This window comes from Xanthomonas dyei (assembly GCF_002939865.1).
In the GTDB taxonomy this organism is placed as follows: Bacteria; Pseudomonadota; Gammaproteobacteria; order Xanthomonadales; family Xanthomonadaceae; genus Xanthomonas; species Xanthomonas dyei.
In genome coordinates this window covers 223064-235404 of sequence record NZ_MDEE01000002.1, presented here as the reverse complement: position 1 = coordinate 235404, position 12341 = coordinate 223064, and the positions used below count along the sequence as shown (strand labels likewise).

General features: G+C 65.0%; 10 protein-coding genes and 1 pseudogene. 8 read left to right on the top strand and 3 right to left on the bottom strand.

Annotated elements, in window-relative coordinates:
* Nucleotides 1-56 precede the first annotated feature (56 nt).
* Together XdyCFBP7245_RS03605 and XdyCFBP7245_RS03600 are read left to right on the top strand one after the other, a co-directional pair.
* On the top strand, nt 57-845 hold the full coding sequence (locus XdyCFBP7245_RS03605) for a siderophore-interacting protein (RefSeq protein ID WP_104614416.1): 789 nt from the start codon (nt 57-59) through the stop codon (nt 843-845).
* 585 nt (nt 846-1430) lie between these two features.
* The gene (locus XdyCFBP7245_RS03600) at nt 1431-1859 is read left to right on the top strand and encodes a hypothetical protein (protein ID WP_244907755.1); all 429 of its coding nucleotides are present in this window, start codon (nt 1431-1433) and stop codon (nt 1857-1859) included.
* Between the two features lie 94 nt (nt 1860-1953).
* On the opposite strand, the pseudogene XdyCFBP7245_RS03595 reads toward XdyCFBP7245_RS03600, so the two are convergent.
* A pseudogene (locus XdyCFBP7245_RS03595) lies at nt 1954-2683 on the bottom strand (YceI family protein).
* A gap of 361 nt (nt 2684-3044) precedes the next feature.
* Nucleotides 3045-3635 carry a malonic semialdehyde reductase gene (locus XdyCFBP7245_RS03590; protein ID WP_039424579.1) on the bottom strand — a complete coding sequence of 197 codons (591 nt, stop codon included), beginning with the start codon at nt 3633-3635 and terminating at the stop codon, nt 3045-3047.
* A gap of 134 nt (nt 3636-3769) precedes the next feature.
* Between XdyCFBP7245_RS03590 and XdyCFBP7245_RS03585 the strand changes: the two genes are divergently transcribed.
* The 6 genes from XdyCFBP7245_RS03585 (at nt 3770) to XdyCFBP7245_RS03560 (ending at nt 9291) form a co-directional block, all read left to right on the top strand.
* A complete protein-coding gene (locus XdyCFBP7245_RS03585) occupies nt 3770-4717 on the top strand; it encodes a mitochondrial fission ELM1 family protein (protein ID WP_104614415.1) in 948 nt (315 codons plus the stop codon).
* 49 nt (nt 4718-4766) lie between these two features.
* Nucleotides 4767-5588, top strand: a complete 822-nt coding sequence (locus tag XdyCFBP7245_RS03580; RefSeq protein WP_104614414.1) for a DUF2145 domain-containing protein — start codon at nt 4767-4769, stop codon at nt 5586-5588.
* Nucleotides 5589-5626: 38 nt separating this feature from the next.
* Entirely contained in the window at nt 5627-6130 is a 504-nt protein-coding gene (locus XdyCFBP7245_RS03575) for a hypothetical protein (RefSeq protein WP_104614413.1), read from the top strand.
* Nucleotides 6131-6672: 542 nt separating this feature from the next.
* Nucleotides 6673-7230, top strand: coding sequence for a VUT family protein (locus XdyCFBP7245_RS03570; RefSeq protein ID WP_104614412.1), 558 nt, complete (start codon nt 6673-6675; stop codon nt 7228-7230).
* Between the two features lie 513 nt (nt 7231-7743).
* Nucleotides 7744-8772 (top strand): alpha/beta hydrolase, encoded by a 1029-nt coding sequence (locus tag XdyCFBP7245_RS03565; RefSeq protein WP_104614455.1) that lies wholly within the window; start codon nt 7744-7746, stop codon nt 8770-8772.
* 18 nt (nt 8773-8790) lie between these two features.
* Complete coding sequence (locus XdyCFBP7245_RS03560) at nt 8791-9291, top strand: cyclophilin-like fold protein (RefSeq protein WP_104614411.1); 501 nt, start codon at nt 8791-8793, stop codon at nt 9289-9291.
* A 190-nt stretch (nt 9292-9481) separates the two neighbouring features.
* Here XdyCFBP7245_RS03560 and glnE read toward each other — a convergent pair whose 3' ends face one another.
* A complete protein-coding gene (gene glnE, locus XdyCFBP7245_RS03555) occupies nt 9482-12307 on the bottom strand; it encodes a bifunctional [glutamate--ammonia ligase]-adenylyl-L-tyrosine phosphorylase/[glutamate--ammonia-ligase] adenylyltransferase (RefSeq protein WP_104614410.1) in 2826 nt (941 codons plus the stop codon).
* Nucleotides 12308-12341: the final 34 nt, after the last annotated feature.

The following is a 12341-nucleotide window of genomic DNA, read 5'->3' as shown; positions in this document are numbered from 1 at the left end:
CCTGCTCCCCCCCCACGCCGCGCCTCTGTGCGCGACACCATCAGGAATCGCCCCCCATGGCTGCACACACCAATACCCAACTTCGTCGCGACTCGCGCCTGCGCTCCGTGCACGTGGTCCGTTGCGAATCGATCACTCCGCAGATGCGCCGCATTGTCTTTGGCGGTAGCGAACTGGCCGGTTTTCAAAGCGAAGCGCCGGACGACCACGTCAAACTGTTTTTCCCAAATGCCGATGGCGCCTTCGTGCTGCCGACCATGACCCCAGAAGGACCGCGTTACGCCGAAGGCGCATTGCCCTCCCACGGCCGCGATTACACCCCGCGCGCGTTCGACCCGCAGAGCGGCGAGCTGAGTATCGATTTCGTGCTGCATGGCGATGGCGTGGCATCCAGTTGGGCCGCACAGGCGCAGCCCGGCGATGCGCTGAAGATCGGCGGCCCACGCGGCTCGTTTCTGGTGGCCGACGACTTCGACCATTACGTGCTGATCGGCGATGAAACCGCGCTGCCCGCGATCAGTCGCTGGCTGGAGTCGATACCGGCCGACATGCAGGCAGAGGTCTTTATCGAAGTGGCCGATGCAGACGAGCGGCAGGAGTTGATCAGCGCCGCCGATGTCGCTGTGTACTGGCTGGAGCGCAACGGCTTCGATGCGGCCAGCAGCACCTTGCTGGAAGACAGCCTGCGCGATTACGAGCCGCACGACGGCGACACGTTTTACTGGATCGGCGCCGAATCGATGCGCGCGCGGGCCATGCGCAAGTTTGTGGAAGAGCACATCGGCGTGGACAAGGAGTGGATCCGCGCGAAGGGGTATTGGAAAGCGGATCCGGCCGGAGAGTGAGGCCAAATGTTCCCGCCTCTGGCGATCAATCGAGGGCAGCCAAAAACTAATTCACATCTGGCGAGCTGTCGACGTTCAGAGTCAGAGACCTCAAGGCATAAGTCCTGGACTGACTTGGGAGAACCGCCTTGATCGCGGCGGTTCTGACGTATCACCGCCTTCAAAGGCGTGGTACGGCGCATGCACCTTGATATGACCTGGGATGGTTCCGCACCTGGTTTGGCAGCATGGCCTCCGGATGACATCTCGCGCGGTTGCGCACCGCTCCACGGTGAGGCTTTCAAGACTGGTAACGCATCGATGCTCAGTCGCGACCGGCTCAAGCTGTTCAAACGTATTCGGGCATGACGTGTGGGCTTGATACGTACGAACGCGGCTTGGAAGACGGCATGAGATGCAAAGAATACCGGCCAGCACGATTATCAAAAGTGCGGAGTTACATTCGACCACAACGTCAAGCAGGCAAACACAACAGCCATTGACAGTCATAAGTGCGCTTGCTAGAACGCAAGCGTCAGGACCCCATAGACATTTATCTGATAGGTGCTTGTCACCGGATGGAGCTACTCAATCGAGAGGCTTCCCATGAAAGATATGAAGGCAGATCAACGTCGCCGCTATTTAAGAGTGGCCGTCGGCATCGTGCTTTTTGCAGCATCGCCTATCGCTGCTTACTCGGCTCAGCAAGAAGACACCACCGCCCTTCATCGGGCAATACCGAAGAAGCAGATATTAGAGGTGAAGGTTCGAGGTGATTTGAGCGGAAGAGACGTTGACCTTGAGCTAAGTCCTGGCGAAATTTCGCCCGTCCTGGTTCTACCCGACAACAGAAAATACCGCGTAAAAGCATCAATTATCCGTACCGACCCACGATTTGGGGACATCTACGCACTTGTTCTGGCAGACGCAAAAGGGAAAACCCTCGCGGAAATGAATATTGCAGGAAACACGACTGCGACGTTCGGCGATTACAGCGTTCAGATCTATCTGCTTCCAATCGAGCAAGCCATCTGATCAGAGGCGACTCTCTCAAAGCTTAGACACTTGAAATTTGCCCGAAAAAATTAGGGCCCGCCAATGGCGGGCCCTAATGCGAGCAACCGCTTAATTACTTCGCAGCAGCGTCGCCGGCCTTGGCCTGCAGCGCTTCGGTGGTGATGCGGATCTTGACCTCGTCGCTGACGTTCGGGGCGTACTGGCCCACGCCGAAGTCGCTACGCTTGATCGTGGTGGTGGCGTCGAAACCGGCTGCGGCCACCTTCTTCATCGGGTGCTCGCCGGCACCGTTGAGGGTGACGTCCAGCACGACCGGCTTGGTCTGATCCTTGATGGTCAGGTCGCCGGTGACGGTCAGCTTGTTGGCGCCGGCCGATTCGACCTTGGTGCTCTTGAAGGTGGCGGTCGGGAACTTGGCCGCGTCGAAGAAGTCACCGCATCTTCAGATGCTCGTCGAACTTGGCGGTGAAGCTGTTCAAGCCGGACAGCGGCAGGGTCACCTGCACGGTGGACTTGGTCACGTCGGCCGCGTCGTACACCAGGGTGCCGTCGACATTGCCGAAATGCGCGCTCGGGTTGGAGAAGCCGAAGTGGCTCCACTGCGCCAGCACGTCGGTGTGGCTCGGGTCCAGGGTGTAGGTGCCCGAGGCCACTTCCACGGCCGGAGCGGTCGCGGCAGCCGGCGTCGCAGCCGGGTCCGGAGTGGTGGCAGCGGCATCGGCCGGTGCGGTGGCGGCCGGGGTTTCGGCGGCCGGCGTGGCGGCGTTGTCGGCCGGCTTGGAGCAGGCGGCGATGGCCAGGGTCAGGGCGAGCGGCAGCAGCAGCTTGTGGGTGGTTTTCATTGGAACTCCATGTGATGAGAGACGCGTTGGATCAACGCGGATGGGACGAAACGCAGACGGACGAGGACTGCAGGAAAGTGGAAACGGCAAACCTATCTTGCACCGCAGTGGTCAGACGGCGAAGGACGGCAGGCTCAGAACGCGCAGTGGACAGGTGACATCCACCGCTTCCGGGCATCGGCCGCGCTCACTTGCGCGTGAGCACGGCCGCTTGATCGACGAAACACAGCGATGCAGCAAACCATAGCGCGCCCCACACCGGGCGGCGCCAATGACGACGCACAGCGATTGCCGGGCAGACACGCTGCAGCGTTGATGTCACACCGGATGCGTCACACGCGGTGCCGCTCAATGCGGACGATTATTCAAAGCGCGCCGCTTCATCGAAGCTCAGGCGCGGCGAACGCGGGAACAGCCCGGCCGGGTCGCCGTAGCCAAGATTGATCAGGAAGTTGGACTTGATCGGCGTGCCGGCGAAAAACGCCGCATCCACCTTGGCGTTGTCGAAGCCCGACATCGGGCCGGCATCCAGACCCAGCGCGCGCGCAGCCAGGATCAGATAAGCGCCCTGCAGCGAACCGTTGCGGAACGCCGATTCGGTGCGGCCTTCGCGCGGGCCGTCGAACCAGCTCTTGGCATCGGCATGCGGGAACAGGTACGGCAGCTTTTCGTGGAAGTCTTCGTCGTGCGCCACGATCACCGTGACCGGCGCGGCCAGCGTCTTGGCCGCATTGCCTTCGGACAGCGCCGGCTTGAGCTTGGCCTTGCCCTCGGCGCTGGTCACGAACACAAAGCGCGCCGGCGAGCTATTGGCGGCGGTGGGACCCCACTTCACCAGCTCATAGAGCTCACGCAGCACGTCCTGGCTGACCGGCGTGTCGGCAAACGCGTTTTGCGTGCGGGCGGTACGGAACAGCTGATCCAGTGCGGCGGCGTTGAGCGAGTCGGACATGAGCACTCCAGAAGAAGGGATGGCGCGACGGTAAGCTGCGGCGTCGGCACCAGTGTGAAGACCCGCAGTGTAGAGTGGCGCGATTGCCGCCACACGCGTTCAATCTGAAACAAATCTATGTCGGATCTGAAACGATGGCGGTGACCTGGGCGCTGAGCGACGGCCGCGCCGGCAATGCGCGCCAGGCCGAAGCGCTGGCGCGGGCACTGCAACCTGAGGCCTTCCAGCCGATCCATCTGCACACGCAGCCGCCCTGGCGCTGGGCGGCGCCGCGTCTGCTACCCGGCGCACAACGCGCATTTGGCGCAGCGTTTGCCCAGCAACTGCAGCAGCCCCCCGCCCTGGCCATCGGCTGTGGCCGCCAGGCAGCGCTGGCCACCCGGCTGCTGCACGCGCGCGGCAGCCGTAGCGTGCAGATCCTGGACCCGCGCCTGGATGCCCGCCACTGGGATCTGCTGATCGTGCCCGAGCACGACGCGCTACGCGGCAGTAACGTGCTCACCCTGCTCGGCAGCCTGCACCCGGTGGACGATGCCTGGCTGGCGGCCGGGCGCGCCGCGTTCCCGGCACTGGGCCGCCTGCCCGACCCGCGGCTGGCGCTACTGGTCGGCGGACCCACCGCGCAGGTGCCATGGACAACGCAGGAACTGACCGCGCTGTGCACGCCACTGCGCGAGCAACTGCACGCCGCCGGCGGCAGCCTGCTGGTCACCGTCTCACGCCGCACGCCGGCGGAGGCAATCGCCCCGTTGCGTGCGATCTGCAGCGGCTTACCGCACCTGCTGTGGTGCGACGACCGCGACGGCCCCAACCCGTACGCCGGGCTGCTGGGCTGGGCCGATGCGATCGTGGCCAGCGCCGACTCGGTCAACCTGCTCTCCGAAGCCTGCGCCACGAGGGTACCGGTAACGGCGGCGTTTGCCGAACAGGCGCAAGGCCGGATTGCCACGTACGTGCGGGCACTGCTGTCGCATGGCCGTTTATGCGATGCAGCGGATGTCTTCGTAACGCCGTCACACCTTCAACCGCTGCGCGAAACCCAGCGCATCGCCGCGCTGGTGCGCGAGCGCCTGACCGTATGATGGTGTCGCCGTGGCTGCCACGGGGCAACCACACGGACGATCGACCCCCATGCAATTCGAACTTAAGCAGCGCAGGTGGCTTGCAACGGCGTCGTTGCTCATCGCCTTGACGGGCGCACTGCCCGCTTTTGCCGCGCCGGTCTGCACCCCGCACTATCCGACCCCCGCCACGCTGGCGGCGATGTTCGACATGGCCAGATCCACCCAGCAGACGCTGGACGCCGTGGACGGTGCGCAGGTGGTGCTGCTGGCACGCGGCGGCCAGGATCTGAGCCGCTATGGGTTGAAACACAGCCATCTGGCCTTCGCACTACGCGAGGACGACGGCGCATGGCGAGTGAAGCACCTGCTCAATCACTGCAAGTCGGACAACTCCGCGCTGTATCACGAAGGTCTGAGCAACTTCATCGGCGAAACCGCCCTCACTGCAGATCTGCGCGTCGGCGTGCTGGCACCTGCGCTGCAGCGGCAGCTACGCACCTTGCTGCAGGACCCGGCCACGCTGGCGCATGCGCTGCATGAGGCGCGCTACAGCATAATTGCCTACCCGTTCTCCACCGAGTATCAGAACTCCAACCAATGGGTGCTCGAGGTGCTGGCGGCGGCAATGGCGGCAACCACGGCAGCAGATGCGACACCTGCGCCGGTGAGCGATCGACGCAGCGCGCAAGCCTGGCTCAAGCACAACGGTTACCAGCCCACCCGCTTGCATCTGGATCTGAGCAAGCGCATTGGCGCACGTTTTTTCGTCGCCAATGCCGCGGTAACCGACCATCCTGCAAGCGAACGTCTCTCCGGCAATTATTCGGTGATCACGGTCGAGTCCGTGTTCGATTTCCTGCAGCAACAACAGGTGCTGCAGCAGGACTAGTCCATTCCACACCGCGTCGCCACGCACGGAGCGTCTCCATGAACATCCCTTCTCGATTTACCTTCCTCGGGCTGTTGCTCGCCGTCTCGTTCGGTCAGCCGATGCCGGCCAACGCAGGCTTGACCACGATCACCCGCGGCGATGCCTCTGCGATGTCGGCGATTCTGGTGATCTCCGCACCGTACTTCGTGTCGTTGGCGCTGGGCCATAGTGCGATAGCAGGCTCGGAAGCACTCGATCACGCATCGAACAAGGCCTCCGCAGGGCCGTTGCCGCCGATGCGGGTCAAGTCGGTGGAGAAAACCACCGACGGCGGCTGCGAAGTGCAGTTGCAGGATCCAGAAAAAGCCGACAACACCGCCCTGCTGCGCTGGCCGGCGCGCGAGGACGACCCGGCTGCGGGCTTTCGCGTTGGCGAGACGGTGACCTTCCAGCCAAGCCCGGCCGGCGCCGGCTGGACGGTGCAGTCGCCACAAGGCCAGGCGCTGGCGTTCGTGCCGACCGCAGAATCCGCTGCGCAGAACAGCAGCAAGACCTGGTGATGCCGGCAAGCTGCTTGTAGATGCTGTCGTCGGCCAGGATGGGGCGTTACTGACGCCTCCCGTCTGCGGATACGGTGCTAAGCGCGGCGCACGCAGACACATCTTCCACCGTCTGCCGAACTACCTGCGCGAAGACGTGTTGATGGTCACCGATGCGTACGGCGTGCGCAGTTGCAGACCCGTAGCGCACGATGCCTGGCATGTGCGCAGTTGCCAGCGTGCCAATCACGCTGCAGGTAGCAACAGTGTGTACGCCGATTGGCGATGTCTTGGTGGCGTTTGCGTGCGGGCGTGCTGGCACTGGTGGCGCACCGCATGCGGTCAAATGACAGCGCAGCGGCACGGTGAATCGATCAGGCATCGCGGTCGCGCGAACGCAAGCGACTCACACGACGTCACTCCACCGTGCTGGGTCCATCCCCTCATCACCACGCCGTTTCAATCTGCAGCAGCCGCCGTGGATTCTACGTGCGGCTCTGCGCACTGGTCCGCCTGCGTCAACGCGCGGATAATCCGTATTTTTCTGTCATTGCCGCACTGCCATGTCCAGCACCTCGCCGACGCCGTACACCCCACTCACTGCGCGCGCATTGGCGTGGGCGGTGTTGGCCATGGGCGCGGTGGTGCTGCTGTCCAACATCCTGGTGCAGTACCCGATCAACGACTGGCTGACTTGGGGCGCGTTTTCATACCCATTGGCGTTTCTGGTCAGCAATCTGATCAATCGCCGCTTCGGCCCACGCGCAGCACGCACGGTGGCCTGGTGCGGGTTCGCACTGGCGGTGCTGTTGTCGATCTGGCTGGCGACACCGCGCATTGCGGCGGCCTCGTGCACGGCCTTTATCGCGGCGCAGTTGCTGGATATCACCGTGTTCGACCGGCTGCGCTACGGCAGCTGGTGGCGCGCGCCGATCGTGGCCACCACCTGCAGCGCCACGCTGGATACCGCACTGTTCTGGAGCATCGCCTTTGCCGGTGCATCGCTGCCGTGGGTGAGCTGGGCCGCTGGCGATCTGGCGGTGAAGCTGGGCATGGGCGTGCTCTTGCTCGGGCCGTTCCGCGCGTTGCTCTGGCGCAGCGCACCTCGGGCGACCAGCTGACTCACGATTGCGCTCTCGCAGCCTGCGCATGGGCATCTGCGCTGTAAACGATTTGCCAATGCCACAGACACGCAGTCTGCGCATGCGTCAGCACCCACCACCTGCATGGCGCCAAGGCGCCCCACCTTGCCATGCGCACGGCACATCACAGCACTCATGAAACACGCACATGAAGGCATGCGCGTGGCGCTAATGCTCTAGCGCATCGCTTGACCTACATTAGGCCACCGCAAGATGCACCACGGCGGCAGCAACGCCCACCCGCTGCAGCAGGTAGGCCAGCAAACGCGCAATAAACAACCAATGGCGCGACGCTGCATGCATTGCGGCGCCGACCGCCCACGGTGATGCACTGCAGTCATCGGCGACATCGTAAAGAGCAGTGCTGCGGCCATGCCACTGCCCGCACGGCGTCGCCCGTTGGCCGCACACGTCATCTCGTCATCCACCGGCAAACGCAACCGCAGCGGCACACAGCTGCGGGCGGCGTGCACCCTTCATGAGAGCCACACCATGCAACTGCGCATCCTCCTTCTGGTGCTCTTGCTCGTTTCATTCACTACGCTAGGAGCAGACATGTCCCACGGTGCCGATAATTTCTACACCAGCGAGGCGGTGACCATGAAAAAGGTCACCTTCAAGAATCAGTACCAGATGACCGTGGCCGGCACCCTGTTCGTCCCCAAGGGTCTGGACACCGGCAAGCGGCATCCGGCCATTGTGGTCGGGCATCCAATGGGTGCGGTCAAGGAACAAAGCGCCAATCTCTACGCCACCAAACTTGCCGAACAGGGCTTTGTGACGCTGTCCCTGGACCTGTCGTTCTGGGGCGAAAGCGAAGGGCAACCGCGCAACGCGGTGTCGCCGGACATCTATGCCGAAGACTTCAGTGCGGCAGTGGATTTCTTGGAAACGCAGACGTTTGTCGATCGCGAGCAGATCGGTGCGCTGGGTATCTGCGGCAGTGGCAGCTTCGTGATCAGCGCGGCCAAGATCGACCCACGCATGCACGCGATCGCCACGGTGAGCATGTACGACATGGGCGCGGCCAACCGCAACGGCCTGCGTCATGGGCTCAGCCTGGCGCAGCGCAAGCAGATCATCGCCGCGGCCGCAAAACAGCGCTCAGTCGAATTCAGCGGCGGGCCGGTGGAATACACCGGCGGCACGGTCCTGGCGCTGACGCCGGAGTCCAACCCGATCGAACGCGAGTTCTACGATTTCTATCGGACACCGCGCGGGCAGTACACGCCTAAGGGCCAGTCGCCCGAGCACACCACACGGCCGACGCTGACCAGCAACGTCAAGTTCATGAACTTCTACCCGTTCAACGACATCGAGACCATCTCGCCGCGGCCGATGCTGTTCATTACCGGCGAGAAGGCACATTCACGCGAGTTCAGCGAAGAGGCCTACCGTCTGGCTGGCCAGCCCAAGCAATTGGTGATCGTGCCGGACGCAGGACACGTGGACTTGTACGATCGCGTGGAGCTGATTCCGTTCGACACGCTCACCGCCTTCTTTCGCAAGCACCTGCAGTAACCCACGAGGACAGCGCCGATGCCGATCCTTCGCCCCAGCGCCTGCCTACGCACCCTATTACTGGGGTGCGCCTTCCTGGTCACCGCCTGCTCGGCTGCAACGCCACCGGCGGTGACCACCCCACATACACCGGAGCGCACAATGCGCATCACCCTGACCATCGGCGATGACGTCGTCGAAGCGGAGCTGGTCGATCACTCGGCCACGCGCGACCTGCTCTCGCGGCTGCCGATGACTGTGTCGTTCGAAGACTTCCATGCGAGCGAAAAGATCAGCTACCTGCCGACCAAGCTCGACCTGAGCGCAGTCGGCCCTGCCGGCCCGGCGCAGGTGGGCGACCTGATGTATTACGTGCCCTGGGGCAACCTGGCGGTGTTCTACCGCGGCTACACGCCATCGCGCGATCTGGTGCGACTGGGGCGGATCGTGTCCAACCCACAGGCGCTGACACGCTCGGCCAGCTTCACCGCCACCATCGCACGTGCGGCCCCCGCGGCTGCGGCACCGCCGCCGCACTGAGGCGGGCGACCACAACAGGCATCAACTCCGCTGCGCATGGCGTGCTGCCGTTGCTGCAGACCTTGCCGGCCCCGTTCGCCGACGCGGGCCTCGATCTCCTGCTGAGCCACTCCTGCGCCTGGCGTCCTGTGCCAGCGGCAGCACGCAGGCGGCGCTGTGAATCACCTGCACATCACCGCGTAATGCCTCCTCACCCACGCGGTGCGTCCCTGCCGCGCGGGAACGCCAGGCCTTGCGCCTGCGCAATCGCAAAGATGCTGCCGGTGGCCTGCTGGATGGCGGCAGTTGGCGTGATCAGGCGCGGGCGCCGGTCCAGCGTGCAGGCCAGCCCGGCATCCACCAGCGTGGCATGTGCATCGTGCAGCGCCTGCGCGGCAGTGCCGGGCAACCACTGCGCCTGCACCAGTGCATCGATCAGTGCGGGCGTGTCGCAGACCTGCAGCAACGGCGGATGCTGCGCCGCCTGGCCCAGCACACCGGCCTGCAGCAGGAATTCCAGATCGACCAGACCGCCGGCGCCCTGCTTGAGATCCAGCCGGCCGGCATCGCTGCGATCGAGTTCGGCGCGCATGCGTGCGCGCATCTTGCGCACGTCTCCGTGCAGCAGCGCAGTGTCGCGCACGCGCGCCAGCGTCTCGCGGCGTACCTGCGCAAACGCCTGGCACAGCGCGGCGTCGCCCGCGACTGCACGTGCGCGCACCAGCGCCTGATGCTCCCAGGTCCAGGCGCGTTCGCGCTGATACTCGCGGTAGCTGGCCAGCGACGACACCAGCGCACCCTTGCCGCCGTCCGGACGCAGCCGCACGTCGATGTCGTAGAGCCGGCCGGCGCCGGTTTCGGCAGACAGCAATGCCATCACCTTCTGCGCAAACCGTGCGAACCAGCGCCCGGCTTCCAGCGGCCGCTTGCCGTCGGAGCTTTCCACCGCACGCGGATGATCGTAGAGAAACACCAGGTCCAGATCCGAGCCGAAGCCCAGTTCCAGCCCACCCAGGCTGCCGTAGCCGATGATGGCAAAGCTGACGCTGGGTACCTGCCCGTGCGCGGCGACCAGTTCGACCCGCGCCAGCTGCAATACGGTCTGCACCACCGCCTCGGCAAGCCAGGCCAGCTGGCGGGTGCTGTCCACCGCGAGTTGGCGGCCATCGAGCGTGGCCAGCGCGATGCGAAAACTCAGCGCCAATCGGCGCTCGTTGAGTTCGCGCAAGGCCGCTTCGGTATCGTCGATCTGTAGCGTATCGGCACATGCCGCATGCAGGGCCGCGCGATCCGGCAATGGCCCGCTGATGCGGGTGTCGAGCAACTCGTCCAACAGCAGCGGATACGCGGCCAGGCGTTCGGCCAGCAACGCGCTGCGCGAGAGCACATCGACCAGGCGTGCGAGCGCGCTGGGTTGCTCGTCCAGCAACGCCAGATAGCTGGTGCGGCGCAAGGTGGCCTGCAACAGGCCCAGCATGCGCCGCACCGCCGCATCGGGCTGGCTGGCGCGCGTGGCCGCGTGCAGCAGCGCCGGCATGACCCGATCGAGCCGCACCCGCGCGGTATCGGACAGTGCGTGCACGCCGGACGACTGCGCAAAATCGCTCAACACCTGATGCGCGTTGGCGAGATCGTGCAAGCCGATGCCCAGCAACGGCGCCGCATCGCCCTCGGGCAATGCGCGCCAGTAATCGGCCAGCGCATCCGGCGCGGTGGCGCGCACGCGCGGCGCCAGCAACTCGGCAAACTCCGCCGCCACCCGACTGCGATGCGGGGCCAGCGCGTCCAGCAGCGCAGTCCAGCCCGCGTAGCCCAGGCCCAACGCAATCCGCTCGCGGTCCAGCGGCGACTGCGGCAACGCATGGGTCTGCGCGTCGCGCAACATCTGCAGGCGGTTTTCCAGACGGCGCAAAAAGCGATACGCCTCGGTCAATGCGGCACCGTTGTCCGCTTCGATCTGGCCTGCGGCAACCAGCGCCTGCAACGCAGGCAACAGCCGCCGCTCGCGCAGCGCGGGCTCGCGTCCGGCGCGGATCAGCTGCAGCGATTGCGCGAGAAATTCGATCTCGCGAATGCCGCCGGGCCCGCGCTTGATGTCGTCCAGCCGGTCGTGCCGCGCCACTTCGGCAGTGATGGCGGCCTTCATGTCGCGCAGGCCGTCCAGTGCAGTGAAATCCAGATAGCGCCGGTAGACGAACGGCCGCAGCGTTTCCAGCCAGGCCTCGCCGGCAGCGATGTCGCCGGCCACTGCACGCGCCTTCAGCCAGGCATAGCGCTCCCAATCGCGGCCTTCGCGCTGGAAATACTGATCCATGCCGGTGAACGACAACGCCACGCGGCCGGCGGTGCCGAACGGGCGCAGGCGCAGATCCACGCGGTGACTGAACCCATCGGCGGTGGTTTCGTCGAGCAACTTGGCCAGTTGCTGGCCCAATCGCGCGAAGTATTCCTCGGCCGCCAACGGGCGCGCGCCGGTGGACTGCCCGCCCTGCGGGTAGGCGTAGACCAGATCCACATCCGAAGAAAAATTCAGCTCGCCGCCGCCGAGTTTGCCCAGCCCGAACACCACCAGCCGCTGCACGCTGCCGTCTTCGGCCATCACCTGCCCATGACGGCTGTCGAACTGCTGCTCCAGCGCCTGCAGCGCGCAGTGCAGGCAGGTTTCCGCCAACCGGGTCGCACCGGCAAGGGTGGCGTCCACGCTGTCCAGGCCCAGCACGTCGCGCCACACCAGGCGGGTGGATTCAGCGGCGCGGTAGCGTCGTAACTGCGCCGCCCAGGCCTGCGGCTGTGCCGGGTCCAGCGTTGGCACCGGCAGCGGTGGTGGGTCGGCCTGGGCCAGGTGCAGCAGCAGTGCCGGCTGGCGGGCCAGGGTTTCCAGCGCGAAGTCGCTGGCGAGCGCAACCTGTTCAAGCGCTGGCGCAAGATCGCCGCCGGGCCAGGGTTGCTCGGCTGGGACGGCCTGGCGGACACGCGCCACGGCCCGCTCGATCAGAGCGGTGAGCGCAGGAGAAGCGGAGGAGATGGGCAGCGACATGCGCCGATTCTGGCATCCCGCCACGACAGTGGCA

Coding starts and splice junctions, on each gene's coding strand:
- XdyCFBP7245_RS03565 (WP_104614455.1), top strand. CDS start 7,744: ATGCAACTGCGCATCCTCCTTCTGGTGCTCTTGCTCGTTTCATTCACT.
- XdyCFBP7245_RS03590 (WP_039424579.1), bottom strand. CDS start 3,635: ATGTCCGACTCGCTCAACGCCGCCGCACTGGATCAGCTGTTCCGTACC.
- XdyCFBP7245_RS03600 (WP_244907755.1), top strand. CDS start 1,431: ATGAAAGATATGAAGGCAGATCAACGTCGCCGCTATTTAAGAGTGGCC.
- XdyCFBP7245_RS03570 (WP_104614412.1), top strand. CDS start 6,673: ATGTCCAGCACCTCGCCGACGCCGTACACCCCACTCACTGCGCGCGCA.
- XdyCFBP7245_RS03605 (WP_104614416.1), top strand. CDS start 57: ATGGCTGCACACACCAATACCCAACTTCGTCGCGACTCGCGCCTGCGC.
- glnE (WP_104614410.1), bottom strand. CDS start 12,307: ATGTCGCTGCCCATCTCCTCCGCTTCTCCTGCGCTCACCGCTCTGATC.
- XdyCFBP7245_RS03580 (WP_104614414.1), top strand. CDS start 4,767: ATGCAATTCGAACTTAAGCAGCGCAGGTGGCTTGCAACGGCGTCGTTG.
- XdyCFBP7245_RS03575 (WP_104614413.1), top strand. CDS start 5,627: ATGAACATCCCTTCTCGATTTACCTTCCTCGGGCTGTTGCTCGCCGTC.
- XdyCFBP7245_RS03560 (WP_104614411.1), top strand. CDS start 8,791: ATGCCGATCCTTCGCCCCAGCGCCTGCCTACGCACCCTATTACTGGGG.
- XdyCFBP7245_RS03585 (WP_104614415.1), top strand. CDS start 3,770: ATGGCGGTGACCTGGGCGCTGAGCGACGGCCGCGCCGGCAATGCGCGC.